General features: G+C 68.3%; 17 protein-coding genes and 1 pseudogene. 4 read left to right on the forward strand and 14 right to left on the reverse strand.

The genetic code is table 11. The features are described from left to right. The 3 genes and pseudogenes from JUB11_RS31410 to frc form a co-directional block, all read left to right on the forward strand. A pseudogene (locus JUB11_RS31410) lies at window positions 1–240 on the forward strand (oxalyl-CoA decarboxylase); the annotation flags it as partial. Between the two features lie 93 nt (window positions 241–333). Further along, entirely contained in the window at window positions 334–762 is a 429-nt protein-coding gene (locus tag JUB11_RS31415; protein ID WP_207462768.1) for a PAS domain S-box protein, read from the forward strand. Between the two features lie 133 nt (window positions 763–895). Beyond that, window positions 896–2,146 (forward strand): formyl-CoA transferase, encoded by a 1,251-nt coding sequence (frc, locus tag JUB11_RS31420; RefSeq protein WP_207462752.1) that lies wholly within the window; start codon window positions 896–898, stop codon window positions 2,144–2,146. 310 nt (window positions 2,147–2,456) lie between these two features. Here the strand turns inward: frc and JUB11_RS31425 are convergent, their stop codons facing one another. The 11 genes from JUB11_RS31425 to JUB11_RS31475 form a co-directional block, all read right to left on the reverse strand. Beyond that, window positions 2,457–2,831 carry a response regulator gene (locus tag JUB11_RS31425; protein ID WP_207462753.1) on the reverse strand — a complete coding sequence of 125 codons (375 nt, stop codon included), beginning with the start codon at window positions 2,829–2,831 and terminating at the stop codon, window positions 2,457–2,459. After that, on the reverse strand, window positions 2,803–4,062 hold the full coding sequence (locus JUB11_RS31430; RefSeq protein ID WP_207462754.1) for an ATP-binding protein: 1,260 nt from the start codon (window positions 4,060–4,062) through the stop codon (window positions 2,803–2,805). The genes JUB11_RS31425 and JUB11_RS31430 overlap by 29 nt, the downstream gene beginning before the upstream one ends. Window positions 4,063–4,166: 104 nt before the next feature. Next, the gene (locus JUB11_RS31435; protein ID WP_207462755.1) at window positions 4,167–6,077 is read right to left on the reverse strand and encodes an ATP-binding protein; all 1,911 of its coding nucleotides are present in this window, start codon (window positions 6,075–6,077) and stop codon (window positions 4,167–4,169) included. Then, complete coding sequence (locus tag JUB11_RS31440; protein WP_207462756.1) at window positions 6,064–6,741, reverse strand: chemotaxis protein CheX; 678 nt, start codon at window positions 6,739–6,741, stop codon at window positions 6,064–6,066. Before JUB11_RS31440 ends, JUB11_RS31435 begins: the two co-directional genes overlap by 14 nt. 52 nt (window positions 6,742–6,793) lie before the next feature. Beyond that, window positions 6,794–7,156, reverse strand: a complete 363-nt coding sequence (locus tag JUB11_RS31445; protein ID WP_207462757.1) for a response regulator — start codon at window positions 7,154–7,156, stop codon at window positions 6,794–6,796. Between the two features lie 125 nt (window positions 7,157–7,281). Beyond that, on the reverse strand, window positions 7,282–7,653 hold the full coding sequence (locus tag JUB11_RS31450) for a hypothetical protein (RefSeq protein WP_207462758.1): 372 nt from the start codon (window positions 7,651–7,653) through the stop codon (window positions 7,282–7,284). A gap of 9 nt (window positions 7,654–7,662) precedes the next feature. Then, window positions 7,663–8,031: a response regulator gene (locus JUB11_RS31455; RefSeq protein ID WP_207462759.1), complete on the reverse strand. Its 369-nt coding sequence runs from the start codon at window positions 8,029–8,031 to the stop codon at window positions 7,663–7,665. 25 nt (window positions 8,032–8,056) lie between these two features. After that, window positions 8,057–9,283, reverse strand: a complete 1,227-nt coding sequence (locus JUB11_RS31460) for a methyl-accepting chemotaxis protein (RefSeq protein WP_207462760.1) — start codon at window positions 9,281–9,283, stop codon at window positions 8,057–8,059. A gap of 67 nt (window positions 9,284–9,350) precedes the next feature. After that, entirely contained in the window at window positions 9,351–10,004 is a 654-nt protein-coding gene (locus JUB11_RS31465) for a response regulator (protein ID WP_207462761.1), read from the reverse strand. Between the two features lie 563 nt (window positions 10,005–10,567). After that, window positions 10,568–10,768 carry a hypothetical protein gene (locus JUB11_RS31470; RefSeq protein WP_207462762.1) on the reverse strand — a complete coding sequence of 67 codons (201 nt, stop codon included), beginning with the start codon at window positions 10,766–10,768 and terminating at the stop codon, window positions 10,568–10,570. Between the two features lie 45 nt (window positions 10,769–10,813). Further along, a complete protein-coding gene (locus JUB11_RS31475) occupies window positions 10,814–11,035 on the reverse strand; it encodes a hypothetical protein (RefSeq protein WP_207462763.1) in 222 nt (73 codons plus the stop codon). Between the two features lie 409 nt (window positions 11,036–11,444). Between JUB11_RS31475 and JUB11_RS31480 the strand changes: the two genes are divergently transcribed. Then, window positions 11,445–12,188: a sulfite exporter TauE/SafE family protein gene (locus JUB11_RS31480; RefSeq protein WP_207462764.1), complete on the forward strand. Its 744-nt coding sequence runs from the start codon at window positions 11,445–11,447 to the stop codon at window positions 12,186–12,188. A gap of 243 nt (window positions 12,189–12,431) precedes the next feature. Here the strand turns inward: JUB11_RS31480 and JUB11_RS31485 are convergent, their stop codons facing one another. From JUB11_RS31485 to JUB11_RS31500, 3 genes are all read right to left on the reverse strand, one after another. After that, window positions 12,432–13,019 (reverse strand): hypothetical protein, encoded by a 588-nt coding sequence (locus JUB11_RS31485; RefSeq protein ID WP_207462765.1) that lies wholly within the window; start codon window positions 13,017–13,019, stop codon window positions 12,432–12,434. A 291-nt stretch (window positions 13,020–13,310) separates the two neighbouring features. After that, on the reverse strand, window positions 13,311–14,006 hold the full coding sequence (locus tag JUB11_RS31495; protein ID WP_247887461.1) for a GntR family transcriptional regulator: 696 nt from the start codon (window positions 14,004–14,006) through the stop codon (window positions 13,311–13,313). 11 nt (window positions 14,007–14,017) lie between these two features. Further along, window positions 14,018–14,757: tripartite tricarboxylate transporter permease (locus JUB11_RS31500; RefSeq protein ID WP_207462767.1), on the reverse strand; the 740-nt coding region annotated here is incomplete at its 5' end.

Consider the following 14,757-nt stretch of genomic DNA (forward strand, 5'->3'; position numbering starts at 1 on the left):
GCCGATCCCTCGCCGATGGTCTTCGTTCCGGACTCGCGCTACGACCGGATGATGGAGGCCTTCGGCGGCGTGGGCGTGCATGTCACGACGCCGGACGAGCTGTACCGCGCCGTCAGCGAGGCGATGGACTCCGGCCGTCCGACGCTGGTCAACGCGGTCATCGACCCGGCGGCCGGCACCGAGAGCGGCAACATCGGCAGCCTCAACCCGACCAGCTCCGTCCGCAAGATGCCGTCCTGACCGGCGCGGGGCCGGTCCCTTGCCCGGCTCCCGACACGGCAGCCCTTCCCCGGCGGCCCTTTCATGGCACCTGGCTCAACGAGAGGCGGATTGATGCGGACGGCAGTCGATTGTTCCCAGCTTGTGGCGGCGCTCGGAGACGCGATCATCGTGTCCGACGCGAAAGGCGCCATCACGCTGTGGAATGCGGCCGCCGAGCGGATGTTCGGCTTCACCGAAAGCGAGGCGCTGGGCCGGTCCCTCGACCTGATCATTCCGGAACGCCAGCGGCAGCGCCACTGGGACGGCTATGAGAAGACGATGGACACCGGGGAGACCCGGTACGGCAACGATCTCCTGCGCGTGCCCGCTCTTCACAAGGACGGGCGCACCCTGTCCATCGCCTTCACGGTCTCACTGCTGAAGGCGATGGACGGGACGGTCTCGGGGATCGTGGCCGTGGTGCGCGACGAGACCAGCCGCTGGACCGAGGAGCGCAAGCTTCGCCGCCGTCTGGCGGAACTCGAGGCCGCCGCCGGGTGACAGGTCCTTCAAGAACACCCTCCACCGCCCGCCCAAGGGCCGGTGGCCCCCATACCCGGCCGGCGGCCCGCGCCGCCGTAGCCGGGAAGACAGCGAATGTCCCAAACGAAGTTCCACGAGGAGTCCAGGAAACATGACCAAGCCGCTTGAGGGCATCAAGATCATCGACTTCACCCACGTGCAGGCCGGTCCCGCCTGCACGCAGCTGCTCGCCTGGTTCGGCGCGGACGTGATCAAGGTGGAGCGTCCCGGCGCTGGCGACGTGACCCGCTCGCAGCTGCGCCACGTGAAGGACGCGGACGCGCTGTACTTCACCATGCTGAACAGCAACAAGCGCTCGCTGACGCTCGACACCAAGACCCCGCAGGGCAAGGAGGTCCTTGAGAAGCTGATCAAGGAATCCGACGTCATGGTGGAGAACTTCGGTCCGGGCGCGCTCGACCGCATGGGCTTCAGCTGGGCGCGCATCAACGAGCTGAACCCGGGCATGATCGTCGCCTCGGTCAAGGGCTTCAGCGAGGGGCACCATTACGAAGACCTGAAGGTCTACGAGAACGTCGCCCAGTGCGCCGGCGGTGCGGCTTCGACCACCGGCTTCTGGGACGGCCCCCCGACCGTGTCGGCCGCCGCTCTCGGTGACAGCAACACCGGCATGCACCTGGCTATCGGCATCCTGACCGCGCTGCACCAGCGCAACAAGACCGGCAAGGGCCAGAAGGTCGCCGTGTCGATGCAGGACGCCGTGCTGAACCTGTGCCGCGTCAAGCTGCGCGACCAGCAGCGCCTGGACGCGCTGGGCTACCTGGAGGAGTACCCGCAGTACCCGCACGGCACCTTCTCCGACGTGGTTCCGCGCGGCGGCAACGCCGGCGGCGGTGGCCAGCCGGGCTGGGTGCTGAAGTGCAAGGGCTGGGAGACCGATCCCAACGCCTACATCTACTTCACCATCCAGGGCCATGCCTGGGCGCCGATCTGCAAGGCGCTGGGCAAGGAGGAGTGGATCGACGATCCGGCCTACAACACGGCCCTGGCGCGCCAGGACAAGATCTTCGACATCTTCGCCACCATCGAGGATTGGCTGAAGGACAAGACGAAGTTCGAGGCGGTCGACATCCTGCGCAAGTACGACATCCCCTGCGCCCCGGTGCTGTCGATGAAGGAGATCGCCAACGACCCGTCGCTGCGCGCCAGCGGCTCCATCGTCGAGGTCGAGCACCCCAAGCTCGGCAAGTACCTCACCGTCGGCAGCCCCATCAAGTTCTCGGACCTGAAGGTGGAAGTCACCAGCTCCCCGCTGCTGGGCGAGCACACCGACGAAGTGCTGGCCGACCTGGGCTACAGCAAGGAGCAGATCGCCGAGCTGCACGCCGCCAAGGCGGTCTGAGTCCGGTATCCGTTACCAAAGTCGGTGACAAGGACGGCGCCCGAAAGGGCGCCGTCTTCGTTTTTGGGGGCTGTCCTTCACGTCGCGGATGCGCTCTGCACAACTGTTGCGCCGGACCGCGCAAATGCAGAGAAGCAAATTCTCCGTCATCCCCGCGGACGCGGGGATCCAGAGTTTCCGAAGGGTTCACTATGCGAAGTACTGGATCCCCGCTTTCGCGGGGATGACGGGCAGATCGCTGTTTTATTTATCAATCCTGCATTGGGTAAGCCAGGCGCAAGCCTTGGCGCCGTGGCCGCTCAGCCGTCCCTTACCGGGCCGGGGCGGCCAGCAGCGCATCGACCGTGCCCAGCAGGTCGGCGATTTCGAAGGGCTTGCGGAGGATGGCGCCGACCTTCAGCGGGCCGAGCGAGTCGATGAGCGGCACGCCGAAGCTCTCGCCCCCGGTAAGGACGGCGATCCTCATGTCCGGGTCGCGCCGCCGCAGCTCGCGCACGACCTCCACCCCGCTCTGCTCGGGCATGACGAGATCGCTGAGCACGAGGTCCGGGCGTTGCGCGTCGAACAGGGCGCAGCCCTGCGCCCCGCCCGTCGCGGTGACGACCTCGTGCCCGCCGCGCGTCAGGACGCGGGCGATGGTCCGGCCGACCAGCTCGTCATCGTCGATCACCAGAATGCGCGCCATCGGCCGTCCCTGTTTCCTTGCCCCGGGGCTCCTCACCCCGGCTCTGCCCCTCCGGCCCGTCCGTGGCGCCCGCCGCCAGCGGCAGGTGGACGGTGAAGACCGTTCCCTTCCCCGGAGCGCTCCGCACGGCGATGGCGCCTTTGTGCCCGGTCACGAGCCCGTGCGCAACCGAGAGGCCCAGACCGGTCCCCTCCCCCGGCCCCTTCGTCGTGAAGAAGGGTTCGAAGATGTGCTCCTGCGTCGCCGCGTCCATGCCGGGGCCGGTGTCCGCGACGTCGAGCCGGACATGGCGGCCGGGCCGGAGGCCCAGCGCCTCCGCACCCAGGCCGTCCAGCTCGGCCGGCGCGAGATCCAGCGTGATGGCGCCGGGGCCGGGGCCGACGGCGTCGCGGGCGTTGCCGAGCAGGTTGATGACGAGTTGGAGCAGCTGCCCCCGGTCGCCCAGCACCGGGAACTCGCCGGCGGGTTCGGGGCAGGAAAGCCGGACTCCCTCCGGCAGGCCGGGCCGGAGCAGGCGGGTGGCGTCGGCCACGACCTCCGCGAAGGGGACGGCCCGCATCTCCCCGGGTTCCGGTCGGCTGAAGGCCAGCAGGCGCTGCACGACTCCGCGCGCGGCCCGCGCGGCGCGGAGCACGACCTCCAGATCCTCCCGCAGTTCGCCGGGGGGAACATCGCGGACAGCAAGCTCGGTGAGCGACAGGATGGGCGTCAGCGCGTTGTTGAACTCGTGGGCGACGCCGCTGGTCAGGCGGCCGAGCGCCTCCAAACGCTCGGCCCGCCGCAGCCGCGCCTCTCCCGCCCGCAGGGCCTCCTCGGCCTCCACCTGGCGGGTTACGTCGTTCTGCACGCCGACGAAGAAGCGCAGGCGGCCCACCGCGTCATGGACCGGCGAGATGACCAAGTCGAAGCACAGCCGGCTCCCGTCCTTGCGGTGGTTCACGATCCGCTCCCGGACGCCGCGCCCCTCCGTCACCGCCGCGCGGATACGGGCCACCGTCCCCGGGTCGGTGCCCGGTCCCTGGAGGAAGCGGCAGTTCCGGCCCAGGATCTCGCCCGGCGCGTAGCCCGTGATCCGGCAGAAGCTGTCGTTGGCGTAGATGATGGGATTGTCCGGCAGGTCGGCGGCGGTGATCAGGATACCGCTGGTGGTGGCGGAGACGGCCCGCGCGAGCAGCCGGTCCCGGTCGGCCGGATCGGGCGCGCCCGCCCCCTCGTGCCAGTTTCCGCCCATCCGCCGCCTCCCCCTGCCCGGCCATGATTCCGTCCGGGAGCATGATACCCATAACCGCGCAACCGGAGGTACCGTTGCGCGGCGGGTCCGGCGCTACCCTGCCGTCACCGGGCCACCAGGGCGGCGCGCATGACGCGTTCGAGGTCCGGGCGGGAGAAGGGCTTGCGCAGGATGTCCACGGACTCCGTGATGGCCGCGGTCATGGCGGGATCGAGTTCGTTGTAGCCGGACATCAGCACCACGGGCAGGCCGGGGAAGGCGAGCCGGGCCTCGCGGGCCAGCAGCGCACCGGACATGCCGCGCGGCAGGACGACGTCGCTGACCAGCAGGTCGAAGCCCTCCGCGTCCAGCAGTTCCAAGGCCTCGAAGCCGTCCTCCACGGCGGTCACGGCGTGGCCGGCGCCGCCCAGCATCGCCTGCACGGCGCTGCGGACCTGCGGATCGTCCTCCACCAGCAGGATGCGCCGGGGTGGCAGCGGCGGCGGGGTGTCCTCCTCTGCCCCGCCCTCCCGCGCGGCGGCGGCGGCGCGCACCCGCGGCAGCCAGGCGGTGGCGGCCGTTCCCCGGCCCGGCTCGCTCTCCAGCTCGAAGCGCCCGCCCGACTGGCGCACGAAGCCCATCACCATGCTGAGGCCGAGACCGGTGCCCCGCCCGGCGTCCTTGGTCGAGAAGAAGGGCTCGCAGGCCCGTTCCAGCACGTCCGGCGGCATGCCGAGCCCGGTGTCGGCCACCCGGATGCGGCAGAAGCGCTCCTCCTCGTCCGAGGCCAGGACGATCCGGATGCTCCCGCCGAGCGGCATCGCGTCGCGGGCGTTGAACAGCAGGTTGAGGATGGCGTTCTGGAGCTGCGTGCGGTCGGCCTCGACGTGAAGGGTTCCGCCCTCCTGCTCCACCTTGCAGGAGACCAGCGCGCCGAGCGTGGGTGCCGCCAGCCGGAGGGTCTGCTCGACAACGTCGGCCAGCGCCAGGGTTTCCGGGCGCAGCGGCTGCTTGCGGGCGAAGGACAGCAGGCCGTTGGTCAGGGTGGCGCCGCGGTTGGCGGCCTGGGCGATCTCGTCCGCGAAATCCCGCAGCTCCGCGTCGCCGAGGTCGGACTTCAGCAGTTCGACGTTGGCGCGGATGACCATCAGCAGGTTGTTGAACTCGTGAGCGATGCCGCCGACCAGCTTGCCGAGCGACTGCATGCGCTGCGACTGGCGCAGTTCCTCCGCTGCCTGGTTGCGCTCGGTGACGTCGCGGATGAACAGCGTGTGGCAACGCACGCCGTTGCTGGTCCAGTGGCTGGTGGAGATCTCCGCGTCGAAGGCGCGGCCCGCCACGTCCACCAGCGTCATCTCCGTCAATCCCCCATCGAAGGCCGAGGCGTCGCAGGCCGCCGGCAGGAGAAGGCTGACGTGGCTGCCGAGCAGGTCGTCCAGCCGGCGCCCGAACTTGCGCTCCGCCGCCGGGTTGATCCACTGGATGATCCCGCTCTCGTCGATGGTGACGAAGCTGTCCTGGGCCGCCTCGATGACCGCGTGGTAGCGGGCGTTGCGCTGCTCGCGCAGCTTGCGCTCGCGCGCGACCGAGGCGCTCTCGTCGAACACCTGGATCAGGCAGCCGGTGGCCCCGTTCACCTGGACCGGGCGCACGACGATGGACTGGGCGACGGGCTCGTCCACGATCCCGTCGTTGCGCAGCAGGGGAAAGAGGCTGGCGTTGACGCTGTTGGAGATGTAGGCGGACAGCCCCGTCGCGATGGCGTCCTCCACGGCGCCGGCGAGCCGCCCCTGGGCGATGGAGGGGAACAGCGCCTCCAGACGCGCGCCGACGGCGGACCGGCGCGGCACGCCGGAATGCCGGCTCATCCAGTGGTTCCAGTAGAGGATCGCGGCCCGGGCATCGACGATGACGACGCCCATGTCCAGCCCTTCCAGGCAGCGCAGCAGCACCGCCGCGGAGGGCGGCGTCGGCCCCTCCGGCAGGTCCGGGGCCGGATCGAACGCCGTGTCGGCGCCTAAGTCACCCGGCGGCATTCACGCCGCCATTGTTCGCGTTGCCGTTGCCGGGCTTCGGTTCCATGAGGCCGGCTGCGTAGCCCGCCAGCGCCTCGCGCAGGTTGTTGATGGCGTTCAGGTCCAGGATGAGCACGATGTAGCCGCCGACGTCCCGGTTGCGGATGGAGAAATCGATGGACATGAACAGGATAGAGCCGTCGTGGCTGTCGCGGATGGTCCGGCGGAAGATCTGCTCCCCGGTGCCCTGGTAGCAGCTCGGCAGGGTCGCCTCAATGCGGCAGCCGAGCATGTTCGCCATGCCCGACAGGCAGCTGTTGAGGATGATGTTGCCGACCTCGGTCATCGCCTCCTCGGCCAGCTCGGCGATGTCCTCCAGCGACATCCCGTCGCCGACGATGGCCTGCACCAGCCGCAGGCTGCGCAGCTCCGGAAAGACCAGCAGCGCGCTGCCCGAGAAGGGGCCGCTGAACTGCTCGCCCACGGCGATCAGGGAGGAGGGCCGCCCGCCCTCGATGGTGCGCAGCGCCTCGTCGCGGGGCAGCATGCGGACCACCGGGACCGACATGGCGACGGTCTGCCCGATCATCCGGCTGAGCGCCACCGCCGACCGGCTCACCGCCACGTTCAGCAGTTCGCCGACCGCGTCCGTCTCGAACTCGTCGAGGACCAGTTCCTCGCTCACCGTCCCGCCCTTTCGCAAACCTGATCCAGAAAAACCGCGCCGGCCGTCCCGTTCAGCCGGCGTTGAGGAAGGAGGCGACGTCCTGGCGCCGCACCGGCTTTGAGATGAAGGCGACCGACAGCCGCCCGGCCTCGGCGATGATGCTGTCCTGCGCCATGGCGGTGACCAGGGCGATGGAGGCGGCGGGGTGCCGCGCGCGGATGGTGGCGGCGGCGGACAGCCCGTCCACGCCCGGCATGTTGTAGTCCATGAAGACGGCGTCGAAGCGGTCGCGCTCGATGAGGTCGAGCGCCGTGGTGGCGTCGGCGGCCTCCTGGAAGCTGGGATCGTCCAGGATGTCGCTCACGACGGCCCGCATGGCCATGCGGGCCAGCTTGCTGTCGTCCACCAGGAGTATGCGTGTCTGCGAGGGCATGGAAGCCTCCTCTGGCCTGTCCGGGCCGGATATAGGAGCCGGCGGGCCGCCGGCGGGTGTGATCGTTTTTGTTCGGCCCGGAACCGGACGGGCGGTATCCGGAGGGGAGAAATCCGCTCGCGCGGTCACGCCGCCTCGCCCGGCGCCGGGACCGCCGCCAGGACGTCCCGGTGCAGGGAGCGCTGCACGTCGGAGACGTACAGGCTGGAGAGCCCTTCCACGTCGATGCCGTCCGGCATCCGGGACAGCGCCTGGGCGACGGCGGCCATCATCTGGCGGATGAGGTCATGCTCCTGCGCCTGGGCGAAGAGCAGGCTGTCCAGCGTGCCCTGGAGCACCGCGACCGTCTCGCCCGGCTGGCCGCCGGCCATCGCCGTCTCCAGCCGGTCGAGGGTGCCGATCAACTCGCCGCTTGCCCGTTCGAACCGCGCCTGCGCGTCGGTGAGCTGGGCCGCCAGCACGCGGCACATCCGCGCGCAGTCCTTCTGGTCCTGCATCGGAGCATCTCACGCGGGCAGGAGTTGTTTCATGGTGGCGATCAGCTCGTCGGGCTGGGTCGGCTTGGTCAGCCAGCCCGACGCGCCGACGGCGCGCGCCTCGTTCTGCTTGGTCGCCGCCGATTCCGTGGTCAGCACGACGATGGGCGTGAAGCGGGTGGCCGCGTGCTTGCGCGCCTCCTTGATGAAGGCGATCCCGTCCATGACCGGCATGTTGATGTCGGTCAGGATCAGGTTCGGCTTCATTCCGCCCTTGAGCCGGTCGATGCCTTCCTGGCCGTTGGCCGCCGTCTCCACGGCGTAGCCGGACTTGGACAGGATGCGGGACAGGCTCATCACCATGGTGGGGGAGTCGTCGAGCACAAGAATGGTCGGCATCTTCGGAATTCCTCGGAAGTTCGGCTCAGGCGGCCGCGCCGGCGGGATGGGACGCGGCGGTAAGGGTTGCGGGCTGGGAAGGGCGGGCGGAGAGCCCGGCCTCCAGTTCGGACAGCTGGCCGTCCACGTCGGCGGAGGTCTCCAGCACGAGTTCGGACAGCATGCCGCTGTTGGCGGCGATCTGGGCCGCCTCGCGGATCTCGCGGGACAGGCCGAAGACCGCCTCGTGCATGCGGCCTAGGCTTTGCGTGACCTCGACGGCGAGCGTTTCCTGCTCGCGCACGGCGGCCGCGATGCGGCCGCTCGCGTTGTCCACCTCGGCGATCGTGCCGACGAGTTCGTGGAGGGCCGCGACCGAGGCCTGGGTGGTGTCGCGCATCGAGGCGATGCGGCCGCCGATGGCTTCCGTCGCCGAGGCCGTCTGGATGGCGAGCTGCTTGACCTCGCCAGCCACCACGGCGAAACCCTTGCCGGCACTGCCGGCGCGGGCCGCCTCGATGGTGGCGTTGAGGGCCAGCATGCGGGTCTGGCGGGCGATGTCGCTGATCAGACCGACCGTCTCCGCGACCTCCTGGGCCAGGGCGGCCATGGTGTCGACGCACTGGCGGGTGGAAGCGGCCCGGTCGGTGGCCTGCCCCACCACCCGCACCGTGCTTTCGGCTTCCCGGCCGATCACGCCGATGACCCCGGCCAGCCGCTCACCGACCGCCCCCAGCTGTTCGATGCAGCGTTCGGCGTCGGTGGCGCCGGCCATGGAGGTCTTGAACTGGCGGTTGGCCTGGTCCGACGCGCTGACCATTTCGGTGGCCATTTCCCGGATCTGGCGGTTCGCCTGCACCGCGGCGGCCAGGGCCGGCCCGGTGCCGTTATCCTCGATCGGGGCATCCCCGATCCGGGTATTCTCGATCCGGGTATCCTGGGTCCCGGCATCCTCGATCACGGGATCGGGCATGGAAGGCGCGGAAAGCCCGGCCGGCTCCGGAAACGCTGCCCGTGCGGCAGCCGCCTGCCGGGCACCGGTGCGGCCGGAGGCCAGGGCGGCCCCGAGGCAGCAGGCGACGCTCAACGCGCCGAAACCGCGGACCATCCAGGGATGGTCGGCCGCGAGGACCGCCGTCAGGCCCAGCAGGCCGGCCAGCGCGAGCTGCGGAAGGAACCAGCGGCGGGCATCCGGTCCGTCCGCGCGCGCGGGTCCGTCCGCCATCCCTTCCATGGCGCCTTCCACGGCATCGTATTCCATCAGGACCGCCATTCCAGATCCCCTCCAGACAGATGGCAAGGGTGTCATCAACGGCAGGGGCCGTAAATTAGGGTGAACCCTACACGCTGGCGAAGCGGGACTCGTCGGCCTGCGCCATGGAGGTCCGGGTGGCGTCCCACAGACGCGTCAGATCGACCAGCGACAGGGCACCGGTCTTCTCCATGATGCGGGCCCTGTGGGCCTCCACCGTCTTGACGCTGATGTTCAGGATGTCGCCGATCGCCCGGTTGGTCTTTCCGTCGATGACCTGGCCCAGCACCTCGACCTCGCGCTCGGACAGGCTCGACAGGCGCATCGACGCGTTGCGGCGGCGTTCCAGCGTCGCCTGCCGCAGGCGGCCGACGGCAAGGCAGGTCTCGATCTTCTCGGTGAGGCTGGCGCTCTCGAAGGGCTTGGTCAGGAAATCGACGGCACCGGCCTTCATCGCCTGGACAGCCAGCTCCACGGTCGCGAAGCCCGTGATGATCAGCATCGGCACGGACTGCCCGCGGGCGTTCATGGCGGCGAGCAGGTCAAGCCCGTTCATGTCCGGCAGGTGGACGTCGGCCACCACGCAGTCGCGGGCACCGACGGAGCCCTTGAGGAATTCCTCCCCGCTCGCGTAGGCGCGGCACGGGTAACCGGCGGCCGAAAGCAGTCTTTGCAGCGCGTTGCGGATCGCCGGTTCATCATCGACGATGTGAACGACCGCTTTCCCATCCGCCTTGTGCATCACGCCGGCCCCCAACGAAGGTGCTAAGATATGTCATAAGATATATGACACGCGGGATGGTTGCTCGGAAAGTGTGAATCTTCTCTTAATGCCTAGGCTTCGTAGGCCGGGGCCCTGCAAAGGTCCTGATCTTCTGCAATCCACCCTTGCACGAAAAGCCGGGTGGGCTTGGCATCGGCTCATGGTCCGTATGCCCAATCATAATGAGAAAGGCGGTGTTAAGATCCGGTTACCGCAGCGCGGGAGGGCGACACCGGGGAGGAGGGACGCAAACGCCGATTGCGCCGAGAGAAGGCCTTTTCGGCCTTCACGCTCGACGCGGCGGTGCTCATTTTTACATGGAACCGTCGGCGGCCAGGGTCGTGACCGCCGGCCGGCAGGGGGAGATCCGCGCGCACCCGCGCGCCGAACCCGTCTCGCCTGCCCCTTCTCGCCTGCCCAGTCTCGCCCGCCGGATCGCCGGGAATGCCGCGGCTGCCGGACCGTCATGGGTCCAGGCGCGCAGGCGCTCCGGGCGCTGCCGTTCTTGCGGCGGGCGTGGTGTCGCGGCTTTCGCCGCGCCGTCAGCGCGCCTGCTTCACGTGAGCGGCGATCCGCGAACGCGGAATGCCGATCTGGTTCAGGGTGGTGTCGCTGAGGGAATGCAGGGCGCGGGCGACCTGCTGCTGCTCGTAGCGGTGCCAGCCGGCGGCAAGGGCCTTCTTCAGGCCGCTGAAGAAGCTGGTCGAGGCGAACTTTTCACCGTGCAGTGTGGCGAACGTCATGATCGATCCTCCGGATCTGAATGTGAATGCGGGGAGCTTCGAAGCTCAAAGCGGGTGCGAGCCCGGGAACATGGCGGCGCGTGCGATGTCCTGGCGCGCCAGGCCCATTTCCTTGAGCTGGGTGCTGCTCATCGCCGACAGCGCCTGGTAGCGCTGGTGGGCGTCGAAGCCTTCGAGCAGACCGGACACGAATTCCTTGGCGACATGCAGCAGGTGGGACAGGCCCGACCCGGCGGAGCCTTCGGCGGAAAACGATACGTCAGCCATTTCTCTCTCCATCATCGATCGCTGATGCAGAAGATAAGAGGAAGACGTCGCCATGCAAAGCGCTAGTTACCGCACTGCGGCAATGTCACGGATGCATAGTTACGTTCAGCAAACAATACTTCGTTCCCATCAAAAGATGCGGTTCATCAATCAATCTATTCGTGACATCAACATTTCCACCTCCATCCGATCAGGGGCCTGAGCGTTCAGCGCGGCATGCGGACCGGCCCCATTCCTTGATCCGGACGGACAAAGGAGCGGCCACGGATTTCACATCCCCCTCTCGTTCTTACAAGCCGGGCCGGCCCCTGGTAAAAACATCTAAAAATTGTTTGAACTGATTAAAGCCTATCGGTAGGGTATGTTTATGCCCCGTTCGGCGGGCATAGCCTCACGAAAGCCTGGTCGAATGTGGGAAGACATCATCCTGTTCATGGCGGTCGGGTTCGCCGCCCAGCTCATCGACGGCGCGCTCGGCATGGCCTATGGCGTCAGCGCGACCTCGGTCATGCTGGGCTTCGGCGTCCCCCCGGCCACGGCCAGCGCCAGCGTCCACGCCGCGGAGGTCTTCACGACCGGCCTGTCCGGCCTGTCCCACTGGCGGTTCGGGAATGTGGATTTCCGCCTGCTGCGCCGTCTGGCCATTCCCGGCATGATCGGCGGCGCGGTCGGCGCCTTCCTGCTGAGCAACCTTCCGGGCGAGGTCGTGCGGCCGCTGGTCAGCGCCTATCTGCTGCTGATGGGGCTTCTGATCCTCTGGAAGGCCTTCCGCAAGGCGCCGATCCGGACGGAACCCCCGAAATGGGTCGGGCCCCTCGGCCTGTTCGGCGGCTTTCTCGACGCCATCGGCGGGGGCGGCTGGGGACCGATGGTGACGTCCAGCCTGCTCGGCCAGGGCATGGCGCCCCGCTACGTCATCGGTTCGGTCAACCTCGCCGAATTCTTCGTCACCGCCACCATCACCTCCACCTTCATCTTCACGATCGGGCTGGACCTGTGGCCGATCATCGTCGGCCTCGTGATCGGCGGCGGCATCGCGGCCCCCTTCGCCGCCCTCGTGACGGCGCGGGTTCCGGACAAGCCGCTGATGATCCTGGTCGGCGTGCTGATCAGCCTTCTGAGTATCCGGGGGGTCCTGCAGGCCTTCTCCTAAGCGGACGGAGCAAGGGCAGTACTTTTGTCTCGGATGAATTCCGGGCCAAATGTGATAGCTTTCTCTTCGTCGAGAGTGCTGTTTTATTCGTGTTCCTCCGGAGAGCCTTCCCTAGCGCGTAGGGGAGGCTCTTTTTTTATCCGGGTTTGCTGGCATGACTCAAGGAACCGCCGCGGACACCGGTCCGCAGCCTTCGATGGCATTCAGGGATATGACTTGGTTCAGGGGAGGCCGGGCGGAGCGTCAGGCTCCGCGATCGAGGCTGCCGAGCATGCGCCGGATGCTCTCCCGCATGGCCTCCTCGGCGGCGTCGCGGACCGGAGCGGCGCTTGCGGCCGGAGCGGTCCCCGCCGTGTCCATCGTTTCGGACCAGACGACACGGCCGTTCCGGTCCAGCAGGATGTACCGCACGGACAGCTCCGCCGACTGGGCGCCCTGCCCCTCGGTGCCCGTCACGTCGAGACCTTCGATGTTCAGATTTTCTATATTCAGGGCGAGCCGGTAGTCGGGGTCGGGCTCCGACAGCAGCCCTCCATCCTCGGCTAGGAGGTCGGCGCGGTCGAGGGAACGGCGAAGCCCGCCTTCCACGGCTTCCGCCTCCAGCGGGATGCTGCCCGGCCGGATCGCCACGGGCGCGACGCCGACCTCGCCCACGAGAGCGGCCCGGCCAGGGGACGGCTCAGGCGCCGCCGGGGAAAGCGCGCCGGACAGCGCAATGGTTTCCTCCTCGACGGTCAGGCGCTCCGCCTGTTCCGCGAAGCGCTCGTCGCCCGCGCAGGCGGCGAGGCCCGCGAGGAGGAAAAGGGAGAGGGGGAGTGCCGGGATCTTCATGGCTCGAAAACCGTTGTCTGCGCCGTCGGTTCCAGGGGATGATCCCGGCACCGCTTGTTCGCGCGGCAAACCGCTCGGCACGCAAAAGATCTGTTGTTTAGACTTAGAAGCGTTCTAATATAAGAACCGCCACAGCCTGTGGCGACGAACCTGCTTCAAGGGAGTTGCGTCATGAAGAAGTGGAAGACCCCCAAGGTCGCCGAGATCTCGGTCGGCTGCGAAATCAACTGCTACGCCTGCGCCGAGCTCTGACGGCGGACCTCCGCCGGCTCCTCGCCGGCGGAGGCTTTCTCACCTCAGAAAATCGCCGTGCGCCTCGACATGGGCGGCGAGGCCGAGCGTGTGCTCCCGGACCAGCCGCTCCGCCAGGTTTCCGTCGCGCGCCTCCAACGCCCGTATGATGTTCCGGTGGTCGATGATGGAGCGTTCTGCACGGCCGCCCTGACCGATCGTCAGCCGCCGGATGGCGCGCAGATGGATGAACAGGGCGTCGGTCGTGTCGATGATGTACTTGTTCCGCCCCATCCGCAGGATCTGCCGGTGGAAGGCCAGGTTGGCGTCGGAATATTCCGACACATGCTCCGACGGCCTGCGGTCCTCGAAGGCCGCGAACAGCCCCTTGAGCGACTCAAGCTCCTCCTCGGTCGCGCGGTCCGTCGCGAGGCGGGCGGCCATCCCCTCCAGCGCCGCCCAGCCCTGTATCATCTCCACGATTTCCCGCTTGGTCTTGCGGATGATGAAGATGCCGCGCCGGGGAACGGAGCGGACCAGCCCCTCCTGCTCCAGCAGCGTCATCGCCTCGCGCACTGGCGTCCGGCTGACGCCCAGCCGCTTGCTGAGCTGGCGCTCGTCGAATCGCAGCTCGCCCGCATGGCCGTAGATGTCCATCTCGGTGATGGCCTGCTTGAGCGCCTCGTAGGCCTTGTCCCGGATGCTGATCTCGGGGTTGAGGCTCCGGACCCTGAGGACCGTGTCCGTCATCGTCATGGCGGTTCCCTTCACTCGGCGGGCGCCACGCCGGGCGGCGTGCGGGTCTTGGAGATGACCGCCGAGATGATCGGCCAGACGAGCATGACGAGGGCGAGCGTGATGATGCTGCCGACCAGCGGGTTGGACCAGAAGATCGACAGGTCGCCCTGGGAGACCAGCATGGCCTGACGGAAGGAGCTTTCGGCCATGTCGCCGAGCACCAGCGCCAGCACCAGCGGGGCCAGCGGGTAGGACAGCTTCTTGAACAGGTAGCCCAGCACGCCGAAGCCCAGCATCATGACGATGTCGAGGAAGGCGTTGTGCACCGTGTAGGCGCCCACCGCGCAGATCACCACGATGATCGGCGCGATGATCGAGAAGGGAATGCGCAGGATCGAGGCGAACAGCGGCACCGTGGTGAGCACCACGATCAGGCCCACGATGTTGCCCAGATACATCGACGCGATCAGGCCCCACACGAAGTCCGCCTGCTCGACGAACAGCAGCGGGCCGGGCTGCAGGCCCCAGATCAGCAGGCCGCCCAGCAGCACCGCCGCGGTGGGCGAGCCGGGGATGCCAAGCGTCAGCATCGGCAGCAGCGCGCTGGTGCCGGCGGCATGGGCGGCGGTTTCCGGCGCCACGACGCCTTCCATCTCGCCCTTGCCGAAGTTGCGGCCGTTCTTGGAGAAGCGCTTGGCCAGGCCGTAGCTCATGAAGGAGGCCGGCGTGGCGCCGCCGGGGGTGATGCCCATCCAGCAGCCGACGATGG

Origin of the sequence: Azospirillum sp. SYSU D00513 (assembly GCF_017356015.1) — a bacterium.
GTDB lineage: Bacteria > Pseudomonadota > Alphaproteobacteria > Azospirillales > Azospirillaceae > Azospirillum.

Excerpts from the sequence above, each read along its gene's own strand:
- JUB11_RS31415 (WP_207462768.1), top strand. The coding sequence starts at position 334 with ATGCGGACGGCAGTCGATTGTTCCCAGCTTGTGGCGGCGCTCGGAGAC.
- frc (WP_207462752.1), top strand. The coding sequence starts at position 896 with ATGACCAAGCCGCTTGAGGGCATCAAGATCATCGACTTCACCCACGTG.
- JUB11_RS31425 (WP_207462753.1), bottom strand. The coding sequence starts at position 2,831 with ATGGCGCGCATTCTGGTGATCGACGATGACGAGCTGGTCGGCCGGACC.
- JUB11_RS31430 (WP_207462754.1), bottom strand. The coding sequence starts at position 4,062 with ATGGGCGGAAACTGGCACGAGGGGGCGGGCGCGCCCGATCCGGCCGAC.
- JUB11_RS31435 (WP_207462755.1), bottom strand. The coding sequence starts at position 6,077 with ATGCCGCCGGGTGACTTAGGCGCCGACACGGCGTTCGATCCGGCCCCG.
- JUB11_RS31445 (WP_207462757.1), bottom strand. The coding sequence starts at position 7,156 with ATGCCCTCGCAGACACGCATACTCCTGGTGGACGACAGCAAGCTGGCC.
- JUB11_RS31450 (WP_207462758.1), bottom strand. The coding sequence starts at position 7,653 with ATGCAGGACCAGAAGGACTGCGCGCGGATGTGCCGCGTGCTGGCGGCC.
- JUB11_RS31455 (WP_207462759.1), bottom strand. The coding sequence starts at position 8,031 with ATGCCGACCATTCTTGTGCTCGACGACTCCCCCACCATGGTGATGAGC.
- JUB11_RS31460 (WP_207462760.1), bottom strand. The coding sequence starts at position 9,283 with ATGGCGGTCCTGATGGAATACGATGCCGTGGAAGGCGCCATGGAAGGG.
- JUB11_RS31465 (WP_207462761.1), bottom strand. The coding sequence starts at position 10,004 with ATGCACAAGGCGGATGGGAAAGCGGTCGTTCACATCGTCGATGATGAA.
- JUB11_RS31470 (WP_207462762.1), bottom strand. The coding sequence starts at position 10,768 with ATGACGTTCGCCACACTGCACGGTGAAAAGTTCGCCTCGACCAGCTTC.
- JUB11_RS31475 (WP_207462763.1), bottom strand. The coding sequence starts at position 11,035 with ATGGCTGACGTATCGTTTTCCGCCGAAGGCTCCGCCGGGTCGGGCCTG.
- JUB11_RS31480 (WP_207462764.1), top strand. The coding sequence starts at position 11,445 with ATGTGGGAAGACATCATCCTGTTCATGGCGGTCGGGTTCGCCGCCCAG.
- JUB11_RS31485 (WP_207462765.1), bottom strand. The coding sequence starts at position 13,019 with ATGAAGATCCCGGCACTCCCCCTCTCCCTTTTCCTCCTCGCGGGCCTC.
- JUB11_RS31495 (WP_247887461.1), bottom strand. The coding sequence starts at position 14,006 with ATGACGATGACGGACACGGTCCTCAGGGTCCGGAGCCTCAACCCCGAG.